At 50.7% G+C, this 16737-nt stretch carries 15 protein-coding genes and 1 riboswitch; of the genes, 7 read left to right on the top strand and 8 right to left on the bottom strand.

The window, feature by feature from the left end:
• Positions 1 to 30: 30 nt before the first annotated feature.
• The 4 genes from hmgA to O3276_RS08225 all read right to left on the bottom strand — a co-directional run bounded on the left by hmgA (position 31) and on the right by O3276_RS08225 (position 3188).
• Positions 31 to 1329, bottom strand: coding sequence for a homogentisate 1,2-dioxygenase (hmgA, locus tag O3276_RS08240; RefSeq protein WP_269675202.1), 1299 nt, complete (start codon positions 1327 to 1329; stop codon positions 31 to 33).
• Positions 1330 to 1484: 155 nt separating this feature from the next.
• On the bottom strand, positions 1485 to 1709 hold the full coding sequence (locus O3276_RS08235; RefSeq protein WP_269675201.1) for a hypothetical protein: 225 nt from the start codon (positions 1707 to 1709) through the stop codon (positions 1485 to 1487).
• A gap of 330 nt (positions 1710 to 2039) precedes the next feature.
• Positions 2040 to 2699 (bottom strand): metallophosphoesterase, encoded by a 660-nt coding sequence (locus O3276_RS08230; protein ID WP_269675200.1) that lies wholly within the window; start codon positions 2697 to 2699, stop codon positions 2040 to 2042.
• 24 nt (positions 2700 to 2723) lie between these two features.
• A complete protein-coding gene (locus tag O3276_RS08225) occupies positions 2724 to 3188 on the bottom strand; it encodes a DUF1249 domain-containing protein (RefSeq protein WP_269675199.1) in 465 nt (154 codons plus the stop codon).
• A gap of 207 nt (positions 3189 to 3395) precedes the next feature.
• Here O3276_RS08225 and O3276_RS08220 point away from each other — a divergent pair, with 207 nt between their 5' ends.
• Together O3276_RS08220 and O3276_RS08215 are read left to right on the top strand one after the other, a co-directional pair.
• Positions 3396 to 4784, top strand: a complete 1389-nt coding sequence (locus O3276_RS08220; RefSeq protein WP_269675198.1) for a TolC family outer membrane protein — start codon at positions 3396 to 3398, stop codon at positions 4782 to 4784.
• A gap of 115 nt (positions 4785 to 4899) precedes the next feature.
• Positions 4900 to 5190: a hypothetical protein gene (locus O3276_RS08215; RefSeq protein WP_269675197.1), complete on the top strand. Its 291-nt coding sequence runs from the start codon at positions 4900 to 4902 to the stop codon at positions 5188 to 5190.
• Between the two features lie 6 nt (positions 5191 to 5196).
• Here O3276_RS08215 and waaA read toward each other — a convergent pair whose 3' ends face one another.
• Together waaA and O3276_RS08205 are read right to left on the bottom strand one after the other, a co-directional pair.
• The gene (gene waaA / locus O3276_RS08210; RefSeq protein ID WP_269675196.1) at positions 5197 to 6486 is read right to left on the bottom strand and encodes a lipid IV(A) 3-deoxy-D-manno-octulosonic acid transferase; all 1290 of its coding nucleotides are present in this window, start codon (positions 6484 to 6486) and stop codon (positions 5197 to 5199) included.
• A 113-nt stretch (positions 6487 to 6599) separates the two neighbouring features.
• The gene (locus tag O3276_RS08205; RefSeq protein ID WP_269675195.1) at positions 6600 to 6848 is read right to left on the bottom strand and encodes a hypothetical protein; all 249 of its coding nucleotides are present in this window, start codon (positions 6846 to 6848) and stop codon (positions 6600 to 6602) included.
• A 563-nt stretch (positions 6849 to 7411) separates the two neighbouring features.
• Here O3276_RS08205 and O3276_RS08200 point away from each other — a divergent pair.
• From O3276_RS08200 to O3276_RS08180, 5 genes are all read left to right on the top strand, one after another.
• Positions 7412 to 8902, top strand: coding sequence for a cobyric acid synthase (locus O3276_RS08200; protein WP_269675194.1), 1491 nt, complete (start codon positions 7412 to 7414; stop codon positions 8900 to 8902).
• A gap of 59 nt (positions 8903 to 8961) precedes the next feature.
• Complete coding sequence (locus tag O3276_RS08195) at positions 8962 to 9564, top strand: cob(I)yrinic acid a,c-diamide adenosyltransferase (protein ID WP_269675193.1); 603 nt, start codon at positions 8962 to 8964, stop codon at positions 9562 to 9564.
• 109 nt (positions 9565 to 9673) lie between these two features.
• Positions 9674 to 9861, top strand: a riboswitch (cobalamin riboswitch).
• Between the two features lie 133 nt (positions 9862 to 9994).
• Positions 9995 to 11005, top strand: coding sequence for a cobalamin-binding protein (locus O3276_RS08190; RefSeq protein ID WP_269675192.1), 1011 nt, complete (start codon positions 9995 to 9997; stop codon positions 11003 to 11005).
• Positions 11006 to 11062: 57 nt separating this feature from the next.
• Positions 11063 to 12922: a TonB-dependent receptor domain-containing protein gene (locus tag O3276_RS08185; protein ID WP_269675191.1), complete on the top strand. Its 1860-nt coding sequence runs from the start codon at positions 11063 to 11065 to the stop codon at positions 12920 to 12922.
• 91 nt (positions 12923 to 13013) lie between these two features.
• Entirely contained in the window at positions 13014 to 13601 is a 588-nt protein-coding gene (locus O3276_RS08180) for a cobalamin adenosyltransferase family protein (protein ID WP_269675190.1), read from the top strand.
• A 46-nt stretch (positions 13602 to 13647) separates the two neighbouring features.
• Here the strand turns inward: O3276_RS08180 and O3276_RS25480 are convergent, their stop codons facing one another.
• Positions 13648 to 14940: an efflux RND transporter permease subunit gene (locus O3276_RS25480; protein WP_332328201.1), complete on the bottom strand. Its 1293-nt coding sequence runs from the start codon at positions 14938 to 14940 to the stop codon at positions 13648 to 13650.
• A complete protein-coding gene (locus tag O3276_RS25475) occupies positions 14937 to 16736 on the bottom strand; it encodes an efflux RND transporter permease subunit (RefSeq protein ID WP_332328200.1) in 1800 nt (599 codons plus the stop codon). The genes O3276_RS25480 and O3276_RS25475 overlap by 4 nt, the downstream gene beginning before the upstream one ends.
• Between the last annotated feature and the right edge of the window lies 1 nt (position 16737).

Raw genomic sequence — 16737 nt, 5'->3', positions numbered from 1 at the left:
TATGTGAGAAAAACGGCAAGTTTTTTATTCTTATCGGTTAAAGTGCTTCTTGAGCCCTTTCCAGCAATCAATATAGTCGGTTTGGCGGGCATTACTTTCCAGCGCAAACCGGGTTGGCGCATAGATAAAGCGGGACTCAAACATAAAGGCCATGGTGTCTTTGTAGCGCACGGGCTTCAGCTCTGCGGCACTGGCTTTGTCAAACACTTCAGCCTCGGGCCCGTGTGGGCTCATGCAGTTATGGAGGCTGGCTCCACCGGGCACAAATCCTTGTTCCTTGGCGTCATAAGTGCCGTGAATCAGCCCCATAAATTCACTCATGACATTGCGGTGATACCAGGGCGGACGGAAGGTGTTTTCAGCCACCATCCAGCGGGGCGGGAAGATAACAAAGTCCACATTGGCGACCCCGGGGGTGTTACTCTGAGAGGTTAATACGGTGAAGATGGAGGGGTCAGGGTGGTCGAAGCTGACGGTGTTGATCACATTGAAGCGGGACAGGTCGTATTTATAGGGGGCAGAAGTACCCACCCAGGCGACCACATCCAGGGGAGAGTGATCCAGACGGCAGCTGAACAGGTTTCCGGCAAACTTGGCCACCAGTTCAAACTCACCGTCGATATCTTCAAAGCAGGCCACCGGATAATGGAAGTCCCGATCATTGGCATAACCATTGGCCCCTACCGGTCCACGTTCGGGAAGAGTCAGTGGCGCACCGTAGTTTTCGCAGAGGTAGCCTCTGGCTGTGCCATCCGGTAGTTGAATCTGAAACTTGATGCCCCGGGGGATAACCAGAATTTCACCGGGAGGCACATGCAGGATGCCCAGCTCGGTGCGTGCCAGAATGGCTCCCTGTTGAGGGACGATCAGCAGCTCACCATCGGCGTTATAAAAGAAGCGGTCGGTCATATCCCGGTTGGCCAGATACATGTGCACAGCAGAGCCGGTCTGAGTGTGGAGGTCGCCATTGGCCGCCATGGTGACCAGGCCATCAACAAAATCGGTTTCTTCTGTCGGGAAGTCAAGAGCGTCCCAGCGCATCGGGTCCGGGGGCGCTGGCACCTCAGTAACCGGGCCAGAGCGAAGCAGGTTTGATACTATTGGCTGGAACTTGCCCTGGGCTGCTGACGGGCGAATCCGGTACATCCAGGTCCTTCTGTTTTGATGTCTTGGTGCGGTGAATGCGGTTGTGGAGAACTGCTCTGCGTAGAGCCCCATGGGCGCACGTTGTGGATTGAATTGCCCGATGGGGAGGGCTCCTTTCAGGGCTTCAGTTTCATGTTCGTTACCAAAGCCATGGAGGTATTGGAGTTCGGAAGGTGTTGTCATTTGTCATTGCCCCATATTTATGGCAACTGGTTCAGAAAAGCGTTACTACTGATGCTATTGTAGTTATGCCTTATTTATGAACCATTTCTATCGGCGATGCCATAAATAAAAAATGCCACATTCAATAAGTGGCATTTTTGGGCTGGTGATATGATTCAGAGGCGGGGTTTGTAGCTGGGCTGGTTGACGTCATCAAAATCATCAAACTCTTGAAAACTTTCTGAAATATTGTTTTTTAGTTTGCTTTTCTCAAAGTAGTCTTCAATGCCCTTTCTTATGGTTGATGATTTAAGCCCCTTGTGCCTTGCTTTGCGTGCTTTAGCCTTTTTGTATTCGTGATTGCTGTTCCACAAAGCATCATCCCACTCATCCTGATGCATGGACTTTATCCTGGTCATAACTACATCCTTATGTTTACTGCTCCTAACAATAAATTTAGAAAAGGATGCGGACCTATTTAATAAAAAATGGTTATATGATTCTAATCGATTAATTCTGAAATATCCGAGCTAGGAGCCTGTCCGAGAATAGCGCCCGTAGCGAGGATGGCAGAAAATTGGCAATCGATTTTGATGGCCTGTCAGTAACCGTTTGATCTTAGATCAACTTTCATTGGTTTATCACCCACTCTGACAACGCTGCTTTCTATCTGACCGTCTGGCAACAGATCAACCACACGAAAGCCCGGCTGCCTGGTATCCGCCTGAAAATCATCCGATTCTGGCGCAAACTGAACACAGGTCGAAAGGGGTTGCCATAACGGGAAGATCGCAGAATTGATAGGTTCTGGCCTGGTGCACGTGGCCGTGAATAATGCCCCGGACCGTGTTGTGACCAGTGATGACCCTGGCCAGCTCCTCCGGGTTTTGCAGCATGATCTGATCCATCCATCGGCTATTGATGGGAGCCGGGTGATGATGAAGAGCCATAAGCGTATGTTTGTCCGGCTCCTGCTGCAAACAGGTAGCCAGCTGTTCCAGCTCAGTTTCCCTGAGATAGCCGTGTGTTTTGCCTTCGACCTGAGTGTTCAGCAGGACTATTTGCCAGTTACCCAGAATAATCTGCTTTTGCAGCGCCGATGGGTTTATCGCCGCCATAAGATGGGGCTGATCATGATTGCCAGGCAACCAGTAGCTGGGCGCATTGATTTTTAACAGTTTTTCTTTCAGGTGATGATAGGAGGCGGCACTGTCATCCTGGCTCAGGTCTCCGGTGACCAGAAGGCAATCAGGTTCCCGGTAGTCTTTCTGTATTTTTGCCAGCACCTCATCCAGGGTCGCCGAGGTATTCACTCCCATCAGTGTCGAGCCGGAATCAGCAAAGAGGTGAGGGTCGGTAATCTGCAGGACTCGAATTCTGGTGGTATTCATTGGCTGTTTGTATCAGTGTCTTCGTTATCCTGTCTTTTCTGTATAAGTTCGACAGGCAGGTAAAGCGTAATCAAGCCATTGAGACAGAAACTGATTATGCTGCTCTTTTTCATCAGGCTGATGCATTTTACTATTGGGATAATCGTACCGTGGCTGTATTATCTGGCTGGTTTTTCGGGAGACAATTTCGGCCATCTGAACGTCGTGATAAAGGCGCACTTCGGCTTTTGGCATATTGAATAACTGTCCCCAGTCAGCTTCCATCTGCAACATTAACAAAGTGGTAAATGGCGACCGTTCCAAAACGTCAATGACCAGCCATTCCACACCACTTGCCAAACTGTTTCTGTGCTTAACCGGCAGGCGAAAGTGCTCCTGATCTGATAATTCAGGCAGCAGACGCATAAGACGCAGGTAGTTACTTTCACAAACCTGTTGCAGACGGATGAGGTTGACACGGTAGTTGGGTTTCAGCGAATGTCTTTTCATAGCACCTATTATAGCGTCCTCCTGCCTTCACCCTGAAGAAGCAATATCCATAGAGGAATTCGTCATACTACTGCATTTTTTGTGCAAATTAGTGTAGATTTCCTTGATCTGAGTTTGTTACAGCGATTTTATCCCCAACCAGGAACCAGTCAGGCTACCGTTAACCGGTGAAGAGTGACTGGCGAACTTTCCAAGGATCACAAGATTATGTCACGAAATAGTCGTAGAGGGTTTCTGCTTGCCGCCCTGGCGGGTGCCGTACTAAACGTGCAGGCTGCACCAACTCAGTACAATCTGCTTGATGTATACAATATGGCGCTGAAGAATGATGCCCAGCTGGCGGCGGCCGAGGCATCCATGAAAGCGGTTCAGGAGACGGTTAACCAGGGCCGTTCTGCATTGCTGCCCACCCTGGGGCTGTCGGCTAAAACGCAATATAACAAGACATCTCCTGAGTTGACGAATGGTTCAGATACTGATGAAAACTTTAACTCCCATGGGTGGGGCGCGACATTAACTCAACCACTGTTCAATATGAACAGCTGGTTCAATTATGAGCAGGCCAAGTCTGTCGGGGATCAGGCCACTGCCGTATTTGCCAATGCCCGGCAACAATTGATCCTGCGTGTGGCAGAGTCCTATTTCAATGTACTCCGGTCCGAAGACAGCCTGATGACCGCGCAAGCCCAGGAAAGAGCATTAAAGCAGCAACTGGATCAGGCTCGTGAACGATACAATGTGGGTCTGATTGCAGAAACAGACGTGCTGGTGGCCCGTGCAGCTTATGACAATGCCCGCGTAGCCCGCATTCAGGCTGAGAACCTGGTCTCTGTCAGCTACGAAGGGCTGCGAACCATTGTCAACCAGGACGTCACCGATATTGCCCAGCTGGAAAAGGCAATGCCAGTGGTTGCGCCAATGCCAAACAATCCTGAAGAGTGGGTGAGCATGGCACTGGCCAATAACCTGGGATTGAAAGCGGCCCGGGAAGGGCTGACGGCTTCTGAGTCCAAAGTAAAGGCCAGTAAGTCTGGTCATGCTCCAACAGTTAATGCGTTTGCCAGCTATAACTACAGCTCCAACAATTCCAGTCAGGCCTCAGGACAAGGTACTCTCTCTGGCGATCGTACTGACACCGTTGTTGGCGTTCAGTTCGATCTACCGATCTACGCTGGTGGCGCTATCAGCTCTGCTTCCCGTCAGGCAGGCTATCAACTGGAAGAAGCCCAGAAAAATTACGATCAGCAGCTCAGGGGCACCAATGCCAATACCCGTAACCTGCTGAGAACCGCTACCTCCGATGTGGACCGGGTTCATGCCAGCTGTCAGGTGATTATCTCGTCAGAAAGTGCCTTGAAAGCGACTCAGAGTGGTTATGAAGTGGGTACCCGCAACATCACTGATGTTCTGGACGCTCAGCAGCAACTTTACTCTTCCATCAGTAACTATCTGAACACCCGTTATGACTTTATCGTCAATACACTGAAGCTCAAACAGGCTGTGGGAACTCTCAGCCCGACAGATCTCGAAGAGCTGAACCAGTGGATGACGGATGCCAGTGACGAGCTGTCTGTTCCGGATCAGTGCGGTGGTTAATTACTGATCATCATGGCCTTTCCGTAAAAATGGCTCGTAGTGGAGCCATTTTTATTTGGAGACAAATAGCCGCAGATACGGAATCCACTCTTCTATAATGAGTAGATACCCGGCTATGGACGATAATGTCATGGATGAGCATATCAGGAACTGCGAAACCCGTATGAAATCTTATGTGGATGAAGGGTGTTCTCTGGCAGAGGCCTTTCTTAAGACCTTTGCCTATGAAGACCTGGAAGAACAGCAAAGGGTTATGAATCGGATTCTTGGCAAATTGTCCATCCAGGGGCTGCAATTCGGTAACGATTACTATTTTGTAGACGGCAGTCGTTTGAATATTGATCCTGCGGTGGATTCAATGCTGGCCACCAAGTCTTCCAACACCAACTTACGTCCCGGACTGTAACAATGTCTATTTGCCGGATGGCATAAGCTGATCAACCAGCATCAATGTCTTTTGCAGTGCCCCCCGGTTGTTACGGACAAACTCTCCGGCATGAAGGCTCATGCTTTTATACTCCTCTTTATCCTGCACCAGGCTGATGGCGCTCCGGGCGAGCGCTTCGCTATCGTTAATAATGTTCAAACCTCCCGCCTGAATCAGAGATTCGCTGATCTCTTCAAAATTAAACACATGAGGCCCGGACAACACCGGCAGGTTTAATGCCGCCGGTTCCAGCAGATTATGTCCGCCCGTTGGTACCAGACTGCCACCCACAAAGGCTATATCAGAGGCGGAGAACAGCTTCATCATTTCGCCCATGGTGTCGCCGAGAATCACCCTGGTCTTATCAGAAGGCTGGGTTCCCTGGCTATGGCGGACCACAGGGAGCTGGTTGTCCAGGATCAGCTGGTGGACACGGTCAAACCGCTCAGGGTGCCTGGGCACCAGCAGTAACCGTACTTCCGGTGACGCAGCCAGAATGATTTTAAACGCATCCAGTACCTGCTGGTCCTCACCTTCATGGGTGCTGGCGGCCACCAGAATACGAATGTCGCTGCCCATGCCCTGCTGCCACTTCTGCCGAAGTGCCTGACCTGAGGTTATGATTTTTGGGGCAACATCCAGATCAAACTTGATACTGCCGGTCACGTTGAGCTGTTGTTCGGGCAGGCCAAGCTCCAGGAATCGCCGACCCGTCTCCTGGTTCTGGGCGGCAATCATATTGATCTGTTTGAGCATGGGGCGGGTGAGAAAGCCGAAGCGTCCATACCCTCTTGCCGAGCGTTCGGAGAGTCGGGCATTGGTCACCAGTATGGGAATCGAGCGTTTGTGGCAGGCGGCAATGGTGTTGGGCCATAGCTCGGTATCAATGACGATGGCCATGACTGGCTTTACCGTGTCCAGAAATCGCCTGACAGCACAGGGAAGATCATAGCTGGCATAGACATGGTCCACGCTGTCGCCATGAATTTTGCCAACCTGGGCCGAGCCAGTGGGGGTCATGGTGGTAATTAATACTCGATGCGTTGGGTGATTCTTCTGTAGTTGCTTTACCAGCGGACCGCTGGCAATGGTTTCTCCCATGGATACCGAGTGTACCCAAATAATGGGTTTATCTGAGGCGGGAAGGCTGAAGAAGCCAAATCGTTCCCTCTTCCTCTGCCAGTACTCTGGTGCCTTTTTGGAACGAAAGTAAAGGCGAACCATGGCCAGGGGGGATATCAGATATAACAGCAGAGAATAAAAAATACGACTCATGAGATACCACAGGTTGAAAGTTTTTGGAGCTGAATGTTAACAAAATTCCTGCCTGTCTTCCTGAGGGTTGAGAGAAGAAACGGACGGGAAACCGGGTAAAGACAGCATTTAAGTTATGACACACGCTTGGAGGATATATGCTCTTTTAATTCAAATATCCATGCTTCTCTTAACATGTGAGTATTTTGAAGATCCGATGACTTTTTACCTTTAAGATCACTGAGATCAATTCTGGAGGTATCAATTCCTTCGACAGGTTTACCTTTGGAAAGATAATACAGCTGTTTGTTATCCAGAATGTACGCTTTCATTGCCAGGGAATAGGCTTTCTGATCAGAATCATAAGATGGAATAGTTATCATGGTTTTTTTCACCGGAGACCATATCTGAGTCAAGTTGGAGTCAGTGTCAATTGTTGCGGTTGTTTCGTTGCCAGAATTATTTCCCTGCGGGCTATCGGGACTCATCCGGGTTTGGACGGGACTGTTTCGGGTCACCGCCCTGTTAAACACCGACGAAAAACAACCGCTTTGTCGTCTGGGATCTGCTTCAGGCCTGTCTGTATTAGGCAGTAACATGGATAGAGTGCGGGACACTCTCCCCCGGAAGCTGCCAGATCTTGATGTGGCCGACCTGCGCAGCTGAACCTGATCTTTTTCAGTTCTGGCTGGTTCAGAATCTATGGCGGAACCTGTACATTGTTGTGGAGCTAATAATTTGGCCGTTGCACTGGTCTCCATAAAATCGCTAACCCGGGGTTTTGTCATGTACGCTCGGTTAGACTCTTTATTCTATTAAAAGTTCTTCCATTGAATATTTTTTACCTTTGAGTTTTTCTGCTCTTGAATCAGTCGGCCAGAAAATATGATTTCATCTGGTTAACTACTTATAATCCATGCCTTTCTGACAGGCTGGAATTCCCGCTATGGGCAGCAAACCAACACACACTTTGATGGTACAGGGTACAACCAGTGACGCTGGGAAAAGTGCCCTGGTCGCAGGACTTTGCCGGGCATTCCGGCGTCATGGTATTTCGGTAGCGCCTTTCAAGCCCCAGAATATGGCACTGAACAGCGCCGTCACCGGGGATGGTGGTGAGATTGGCCGGGCCCAGGCGCTTCAAGCGGCTGCGGCAGGGCTTGAACCTCATACGGACATGAACCCGGTATTGCTGAAACCAAACAGTGATATCGGTGCCCAGGTGATCGTCAATGGCAAAGCCGTGGGGGAAATGAATGCGGCTGAGTATCATGCCTATAAACCGGAAGTCATGGCCGCCATTTTGCGTTCCTGGCAGCGTTTGCACAGCCAATATCAAACTGTGCTGGTGGAGGGAGCCGGTAGCCCGGTAGAGATTAATCTGCGCGAAGGCGATGTCGCCAATATGGGCTTTGCGGAACAAGCGGACTGTCCGGTGATTATCATTGCGGATATCGATAAGGGCGGGGTTTTCGCCCATCTGTACGGTACCCTGGCGCTGCTCTCGGAGTCCGAACAGGCGCGGGTAAAAGGGTTTGTGATCAACCGTTTTCGGGGTGACGTAAAACTGCTTGAGTCCGGACTCCGTTGGCTGGAAGAGAAGACCGGCAAACCAGTACTGGGCGTTTTACCTTACCTTCATGGGTTACATCTGGAAGCAGAAGATGCGGTGATTGCCCAGCAACATCTTACAGACCGGAAAACCCTGTTGGAGGTAGCTGTGCCAATTCTGACCCGCACCAGCAATCACACCGATTTCGACCCTCTGCGCCTGCACCCGGAAGTGGACATTCACTTTGTTGGAAAAGGGCAGCCCATTCCGGCGTGTGATCTGGTGATTATTCCGGGGACCAAAAATACCCGAACCGATCTTGCGTTTCTCAAACACAATGGCTGGGATCAGGATATCCTCAGGCACCTGCGCTACGGTGGCAAATTGATGGGAATCTGTGGCGGTTACCAGATGCTCGGTAAGGCGGTGCATGATCCGGAGGGCATTGAAGGTGCCGCCGGCAGCTCACAAGCGTTGGGTCTTCTGGATCTGGAAACCACCATGGTTCGGCAAAAGACACTCACCCGGGTCAGTGGCACTATGCAGTTGCCGGGCCAGGAACCTGTGCCCGTCACCGGCTATGAAATTCATGCCGGGGTGACCACCGGCGCGGCCCTGGAAAAACCGTTAATCCAGCTGGATCAGCAGGTGGATGGGGTGATGTCAGACGATGGTCAGATATTTGCCACCTATCTCCATGGCGTGTTTGAACAGCCTGATGCCTGCACGGCCATTTTGACCTGGGCCGGTTTGCAGGAAGCTGCAAGGATTGATTATCGCCTGTTAAGGGAAGAGGGCATTAACCGAATGGCGGATGCTATCGAAGAGCATCTTGATATGAGTAAAATCTTTGCACTGTGTGAGGTTGAACCACAAAGTCACTGAGTGCAGAAAAACGCTGACAACGCTTTGTGGTGCAAAAATTGACTGGAAGAACCTGAGATATGACTGAAAAAAAAGGCTACCGGCTAACCCGTATCTACACTCGAACTGGTGACCAGGGCATGACCCGCATTGGCGATGGCCAGCAGCTGCCAAAGTCACACCCCCGTCTCCACGCCATTGGTTCCGTGGATGAAGCCAACAGCTGGCTTGGCCTGTTGATCCACTCCCTGAAGCAGGGCAATGAAGTCACTGAAAACCAGTTGCAACAGATTCAGGATATCCAGCACCGGATGTTTGATGTGGGAGGTGAGCTGGCCATGCCGGGCTATCAGCTGATTCAGGAAGCCCATACCAAAGCGATTGAGGCTCTGATTGATGAACTCAATGAACCATTGCCGCCGCTGACAAACTTCACCCTGCCCGGTGGTGGTCTGTCTGCCTGCCATTGCCACATGGCCCGAACCGTATCCCGCCGGGCGGAGCGGCATATTATCGAGTTAAACGAAGCGCTTCAGGAAAGTGGTGACAAAATCAACGAACCATTACTGAAATTTGTGAATCGTTTGTCCGATCTTATGTACGTCCTTGGCCGTCATTGTGCCCGCCAGGATGAGGGAGAGGTCCTCTGGCAGGCATCCGAGAAAAGCAAAACAGGCTCCTGATAGCAAGAATAACGGCAAAATATCGACAAACCCCTAGTGATTTAAATCAAAGGTTTGGTTAGTATTGCGCAACTTTGTAAGGGTTTCGTCAGTGATTGGTATGAATCACGACGCTTTTGACCGCACATGTCGGCTGTTGCTGAACCGGTCATAAGAGGGAACGGGGTGAAAAACCCCGACTGTACCCGCAACTGTAATGGAAGAGTTCTCCGCGATTTATGCCACTGGTTCAACCGGGAAGGCCGCAGGGAACGATGACGCCAGAGTCAGGAGACCTGCCTTTGCAAAGCCCAAGAAGTCTGCACATGCAGGCGCAAACCGGGCGGGTAACCTGGCGGCTGGGAACACATCTCCTTATACACTGGGCTTTTTTGATAAGCCCGGTGACCGCTTGTGCCGCCCTGAGTATTGATTGTGACTCAGGGAGATCATGAAAACACCTTTAGCACCCTACAAGACACTGAAGAACAGGCTGCCTCGGTTAATGCTGGCGATGGTCTTGGCCAATGCCGTTGCGTTGGCTTGCAGTATTGCCCGGGCCAGTGAGTCTGACAGTCAGTATTGTGTGACCGATATGAACGACCGTGCTGTCTGTCTGGATACCCGTTCGCCCAGAATCATCAGTCTGTCTCCGGGTTCTACTGAATTGTTATTTGCTGCCGGTGCCGGTGATCGTGTTATTGCGGTTGATCAGCACAGCGACTTCCCTGAAGCGGTCAAACAGCTGCCCAATGTGGGTGGCTACCCTAATGTGAGTGTTGAAGCCATTGTGGCCATGAAGCCCGATCTGGTGGTGGTCTGGACTGCCGGTAATTCCCAAAAGTTGATTGAGCAGCTGGAGTCCCTGGGCATCAGCACCTTTCATATCGATGTGGTGGATTTTACCGGCATTAAGCAGGCCCTCCGCAGTCTCGGGCAGGTGGCCGGAACCGTAAAAACAGCCGAACAGGTTGTTGGTGACTTTACCGCGCGTTTGCACACACTGCAGAGTCAGTATGCCCGGCGTGAACTGGTATCGGTGTTCTTTGAAATCTGGCGATCCCCACTGATGACGGTGGGTAATGGCCTGGTGATTGATGATGTTATTTCGTTGTGCGGTGGCCGGAATATCTATGGTGATGTCTCCGAACGTATTCCCAAAATCGGTATCGAATCCCTGATTACCCGTGATCCACAGGTCATTATTGGTTCCGATCCGCAAGGCGATACCCCGCAAACCCGCAAAGCGTTGCTGGGCTACTGGAGTCAGTGGCAAAACCTGCAGGCGGTACAGCGCCAACAACTGTTTTCGGTGCCCAGTGACCTGATTGCCAGACCAACGCCCAGAATTCTGGACGGGGCAGAGATGATCTGCCGCCAGTTACAAGCGGTGCGCTCAAAGGCAAGCCACGCAGAGCGTATGGCTGCCCAGATACCACTTCATCAAGAAAACCCGCTCTGAAAAGGCGGGGTTCTGCCCATTTTTAAGACAATTCGCTTACTTAAGGATGTAAACAAAATGTCGTTTAATCATCGTTCTGTTTTTGCACGCACCGGACTTTCGGTTGCTGTGGCAATGTCTGTGATGAGTTCTGCTGCGGCAGCAGAAGAGGTTTATAAGCTTGGAGAGGTTGTTGTTACAGCGGCAAGGACTGCTCAAACTGTTGATGAGAGTTTGGCTCCAGTGACGGTGATTAATCGGGAGCAGATTGAGCGTGCTCAGGCAACAACTGTTGTTGAGTTGCTCAATCAGTCGGCTCCTGGGGTTCAGATTTCCTCTAGTGGTGGCCCGGGAAGCGTATCTGGCGTGTATGTGCGGGGTACAAAAACTGCCCAGACATTGATTCTAATGAATGGACAGAAGATCAATACGGCAAGCTCTGGTTCAGCACCTCTGGAATACATTGACCCTGACCAGATTGAACGGATTGAGATTGTTCGTGGCCCTCGTTCCACACTGTACGGCGCAGATGCTGTAGGTGGTGTTATCAATATCATTACAAGAAAAGGTTCTGGCGATCCGAAACTGACAATTAAAGCCGGTGGTGGAAGTCATGGTACTGGTGAATATGGCCTGAATTTTGGTGGGGAAACGGATGGAACCCGTTATAACTTGGGGGCTCGCCTTTATGAAACTCAAGGGTATGACCGGACCATCACAACATTTGGTCATGATGGTGACGATGATGCCTATCGTAACAAGTCATTCTCTGGAAATGTGTCCAGAGCATTTGATAGTGGCATTGAAGCAGGTGTTAACTTTGCACACTCTGAGGGTAAGTCTGAGTATGACGTTAATTACGCTGACAGTCCTCAAGGGTATCCGATAAATTACTTTGAAGTATCCAATCTTAATACCTATCTGTCGTTTGCATTAAGTGATATCTGGGATAGCAGACTGGAATCGGGTTTTCAGAGGGATCATCGTAATGATGAAGGTCCAAGCTCGAGCCATTCTACGAACAAGCGATACTCATTTAGCTGGATCAATGATTTAGGATGGGCGGATAATCAGCTATTAACAACCGGGGTTGACTACTCGAATGATACCTATGCAGGTTCGAGTAACTACGTTGTTAATGAACGTTACAATACCGGTATTTTTGCCCAGAACCTGACCTCTTTTGTAAACAGTGATCTACAACTGGGTGGACGTTATGATGATAATGAGGCCTTTGGTAGCGAGTTTACCGGGAATGTATCCTGGGGGGTGAATCTGCCTAAACAAATGAGGGGCTTGGTTTCTTATGGCACGGCTTTCAGAGCTCCAACCTTTGCTGATATGTACCCTGAGTCAGCACCCAATCCTGACCTGAAGCCGGAGACAGCAAAAAATACCGAGATAGAGTTGAGAGGCGTATTTGGTGAGCAAAGTCGCTGGTCTGTGAATATATACCAGAATGATATGAAAGATATGCTCAACTATGCTCTTCGAGATGGTAAGTTCCAAACGTTTAACGTTGACAAAGCCCGTATCCGAGGCATTGAGTTTGAGGTTGGTACTCATTATCTCGGCTGGGAAATCAATACTAATTTGACTTATGTTGACCCTGAAAACCGTTCCGGTGCAAACAGTGGTAAAAAACTCCACTATAGAGCTCAGCAAATGGCTGCTCTGAATATGGATAAAGACTTTGGTCGCTGGTCGCTTGGAGGAACCTTCCGAGCCCAGGGCAAATCCTGGGTGAATACAACCAATACTGAACAGCTGCCTGGTTTTGGAACTGTTGATCTCCGAGCTTCGGTTGAGCTAATGCCTCAGCTGGAAACACAGTTTAAGGTGGTCAACCTGCTGGATAAGAACTATCAGCCGGTTGACGGATATCGGGGTGAGCCAAGAGGCGTATTTGCAACTCTTGTCTGGTCACCTGAGTTGTAATTATCAGCACTTACATTGTGCCACTTGATGGTAAGTGCTAATCGAACAGGCCGGTTTCTATAACGAAACCGGCCTTTTTGTTACTGAGACTATGAAAAAGAACAGGTTTTGCCATGACCCTAAAATACTCCGGCGATATCCGCGAACTCTGCTACCCATTTATCTACGAAGACTCCCCCTGTGTGATTATGAAATTATCACCGACGAACTGTGTGCAACGCTCGGTGGTGTTATCAGCGAGCTGGAAGGCGATCAGCGGTTTGTCGATATCTATGATTTCCTGGATCAACTGCAACCCAGAATTTTCCACATGAATGGTTCAGTCCGTGGCAGGCAGGCGATTTTTGAACAGCAGATACAGTGGCTGGCAGGTTACTTTGATCACTACCAGCAAGAGATAGAAGGCCAGCTGCACGGTTTTGTCCTTCCCAGGGGCGGTCGTCCCGTGCAATTACTGCACAGCTGTCGTTCACTCTCCAAAAAGGCGGTCAGGGCGCTGGTCAAGGTAGACGCCCATGGCATTGAGGTGCCGGATGAGTTACATCGGTTTGGCAATATGCTCTGTAATCTGTTCTTCCGTTTAACGGTGGTGATCAATCGCCGACTCGGCATTGTAGAACCTGAATACCAGAGTTTGAGCTATAACCTGAAGCCGCCATCCAGAAAAGAACAACAATAAAAAGTGGCATTGGTCGGCTTCCGTCAGAAGCCGACATCGCTATGGATCAGTAGGCAATATTCCGGTAATTGAACCCTTTAAAGCTGACCTTGTACAGCAGGGAGTAGATCACCGGCAGTACGATCAGTGTCAGTACCGTAGCAAAGCCCAGGCCGAAGATAATGGTCACGGCCATGGATTTGAAAAAGGCATCAAACAACAGTGGAATCATCCCCAGCATGGTGGTCAGGGCGGCCATACAGACGGGCCGCAGGCGGCTGACCGAGGCGTGGAATATGGCCTCATGTTCTTCCCGGCCTTCCTCCAGCTCCAGTTTGATCTGTTCCACCAGAACGATACCGTTCTTGATGATCATGCCCGACAGACTCAGCAGGCCCAGCAGCGCCATAAAACTGAACGGTGCATTCAGCGCCAGCAGCCCTGCCACAACACCAATCAGTGCCAGGGGAACCGTACACCAGATAGCTATAGGCTGTCGTATGGTGTTAAACAGGAATACGGTAATCAGAAACATCCCCAGATAGCCCAGCGGTATTGAGGCAAACACCGCACTCTGTGCATTAGAAGACAGTTCATGAGCGCCACCCCATTCCAGCTGGTAACCATCGGGCAGTGGAATGGCTTCGATGTTTGCACGCACCTTGCGCAACACGCTGTCGGCGGTTTCATCACCCAGCAACTCCGGATCAGCCATTACGGACATCATGCGTTTACGGTCCCGGCGGATGATCAGCGGGTTTTCCCATTCGGTATCAAAACTGGAAATGGCCTGGGTGATGGGCACATAACTGTTATAGTCAGCACTCCAAACCTGCAGATCGGTAATGCTATCGGCATTCAGACGTTCGGATTCCGGAGAGCGGACAATCAACGGCATTAACTGGCTGCCTTCACGATAGACGCCAACCTGACGGCCGCTGAAATTCACCAGCAGAGCGTCGTCCAACGCCTGTTTGGAGATACCGCTGCGGCGGGCACTGGCTTCATCCAGGTGAGGGCGAATCAGGCTGACCTGATTGCGCCATCCATGTCGTATATGTGTGGCCATCGGTTCGTTACGCAGTACATTGATGGCCTGTACTGCCAGAGAACGTAATACTTCCGGGTCTTCGCCATAGAAACGGGCTTCAATTTCTGCGGCGGGTGAAGGGCCATTCTGTAAGTATTTGATCCGATATTCCACATCACCGAAGTCTTCGGTCAGGCGGATTTCCAATGTCGGGATCAGCGGTGTGATGGCTTCCAGGTTATCCGTCTCGATAATCAGCTGGCCGAAACTGCTGTATTGCTTTTCCGGCATATAAGGAAGAATAAAACGCTGTGCGCCCTGGCCAATCACCGTTGTGACATTTTTACGCCGGGGAGGGTCAGCAGTAGTTGCTCAAACTCTGCCACCCTTGTTTCGGTAGCACGGACATCACTGCCCTCCGGCATCCAGAAATCCACAAAGAACATCGGCGTGTTGGATGGCGGGAAAAAGACATTTTTCACCGAACCAAACCCCATCATCGCCAGCACCAGTGCCAGAACCGTCAAGCTGATGGTGATGGGGCGGTGGACCAGAGAGAACCCGAGCAACTGTTTATACAGGGTGAACAGCGCTCCCTGGTAAGGATCTATGGATTCACCCGCCGCCTGTCGGGCAGCCAGCTCGTCCTTCTTGAACAGAATGTTGCAGAAGAAAGGGGTCAGGGTGATGGCTGTGATCCAGCTCAGGAACAGGGAGATCAACAGCACCTGGAACAACGACAGACAGAATTCACCGGTGGCATCATCAGAAAGGCCAATAGGTGCGAATGCCATAATGGCAATGACGGTGGCACCCAGCAAGGGCCACTGGTTCTGGCTGACAACCTGTTTGGCGGCCTGCAACCGGGTGAGTCCCCGTTGAATACCGACCTGAATCCCTTCTGTGACGACAATGGCGTTATCCACCAGCATCCCCAGGGCAATGATCAGGGCACCCAGGGAAATCAGCTGGAGTTCAATGCCGATCACCTTCATAACAATGAACGTACCGAGAATGGTCAACAGCAGAACAGCGCCCATCAACAGGCCTGCACGTACGCCCATGGCCAGCAGCAGTACGACAATAACAATGGCAATGGATTCCAGCAGGTTGATCAGGAAACCATTGACGGATTCCGAAACCGTTGCCGGTTGGTCGTATACTTTGGTGAGCTCAATGCCAACCGGTTGCACAGACTCAAGCTCATCAATGCGCTGACGAATAGCGTCGCCGATATCCACCACGTTAACACCGGAAGCGAAGGAAATGCCCAGTGACAGAGCCTGGCGGCCATTGGAGGAATAGAGTGTGTCCGGTGTTTCATCGAAGTCTCGACGAACGGTGGCGATATCGCCGAGTCGAACCAGCTGTGTGCTCCCCGGTGGGCTGATGATCAGCTGTTCCAGTTCATGAATGTCATTGAACTCACCGGTGGGATGAATGCGTATGGAGCGACCTTCAACCAGCATATTACCGGCATTGGAAACCACATTCTGATTCTGGATCAGGGCGAATATCCAGGCTGGATCGATACCCAGGTTAGCCAGTTTGGCCTGGGACATCTCAACCACCACCTGTTCCTGACGGGCACCGGCGATGGAGACTTTCTTGACCCCTTCAACCAGCACCAGTTCACGTTTCAGGTAATCGGCGTAGTTTTCCAGGTCCCTGGAGGTATAGCCTTCCCCGGTAATGTTGAACAGCATGCCATAGACATCGCTATAGTCGTCCACCACAACCGAGGCGTAGACGCCGGGCGGCAGACTACTCTGGGTGTCATTGACCTTACGGCGCATTTCATCCCAGATCTGTGGCAGTTGATCTTTGTCGTATTGTTCTTTCATCTCCACCATAATCTGAGAACGGCCATTGCTGCTGATGGAGTCGATGTGTTTGACATACTCCATCTGCTGAATGGCTTCTTCCAATGGCAGTGTCACTTCTTCTTCCACCTGTTCCGGGGAAGCTCCAGGATAGTGGGTAATGACCATGGCCTGTTTGATGGTGAACTCAGGGAACTCCAGCTGGCCCAGTCCAAAAAACGACATTGCACCACCCACCAGCAGGATAACCACAAACATCCAGCTGATCACCCGGTGGGATATGGAATATTCGGCAATATTCATG

The organism is Endozoicomonas sp. GU-1, assembly GCF_027366395.1.
Classification (GTDB): Bacteria; Pseudomonadota; Gammaproteobacteria; order Pseudomonadales; family Endozoicomonadaceae; genus Endozoicomonas.
This window is presented reverse-complemented; position numbering and strand designations above follow the sequence as displayed.

What these genes read in the sequence shown, in the direction of transcription:
- O3276_RS08180 (WP_269675190.1), top strand. Translation starts at nt 13,014, where the DNA reads ATGAAAAAGAACAGGTTTTGCCATGACCCTAAAATACTCCGGCGATAT.
- hmgA (WP_269675202.1), bottom strand. Translation starts at nt 1,329, where the DNA reads ATGACAACACCTTCCGAACTCCAATACCTCCATGGCTTTGGTAACGAA.
- O3276_RS08220 (WP_269675198.1), top strand. Translation starts at nt 3,396, where the DNA reads ATGTCACGAAATAGTCGTAGAGGGTTTCTGCTTGCCGCCCTGGCGGGT.
- O3276_RS08195 (WP_269675193.1), top strand. Translation starts at nt 8,962, where the DNA reads ATGACTGAAAAAAAAGGCTACCGGCTAACCCGTATCTACACTCGAACT.
- O3276_RS25475 (WP_332328200.1), bottom strand. Translation starts at nt 16,736, where the DNA reads ATGAATATTGCCGAATATTCCATATCCCACCGGGTGATCAGCTGGATG.
- O3276_RS08215 (WP_269675197.1), top strand. Translation starts at nt 4,900, where the DNA reads ATGGACGATAATGTCATGGATGAGCATATCAGGAACTGCGAAACCCGT.
- waaA (WP_269675196.1), bottom strand. Translation starts at nt 6,486, where the DNA reads ATGAGTCGTATTTTTTATTCTCTGCTGTTATATCTGATATCCCCCCTG.
- O3276_RS08200 (WP_269675194.1), top strand. Translation starts at nt 7,412, where the DNA reads ATGGGCAGCAAACCAACACACACTTTGATGGTACAGGGTACAACCAGT.
- O3276_RS08230 (WP_269675200.1), bottom strand. Translation starts at nt 2,699, where the DNA reads ATGAATACCACCAGAATTCGAGTCCTGCAGATTACCGACCCTCACCTC.
- O3276_RS08185 (WP_269675191.1), top strand. Translation starts at nt 11,063, where the DNA reads ATGTCGTTTAATCATCGTTCTGTTTTTGCACGCACCGGACTTTCGGTT.
- O3276_RS08205 (WP_269675195.1), bottom strand. Translation starts at nt 6,848, where the DNA reads ATGATAACTATTCCATCTTATGATTCTGATCAGAAAGCCTATTCCCTG.
- O3276_RS08225 (WP_269675199.1), bottom strand. Translation starts at nt 3,188, where the DNA reads ATGAAAAGACATTCGCTGAAACCCAACTACCGTGTCAACCTCATCCGT.
- O3276_RS08235 (WP_269675201.1), bottom strand. Translation starts at nt 1,709, where the DNA reads ATGCATCAGGATGAGTGGGATGATGCTTTGTGGAACAGCAATCACGAA.
- O3276_RS08190 (WP_269675192.1), top strand. Translation starts at nt 9,995, where the DNA reads ATGAAAACACCTTTAGCACCCTACAAGACACTGAAGAACAGGCTGCCT.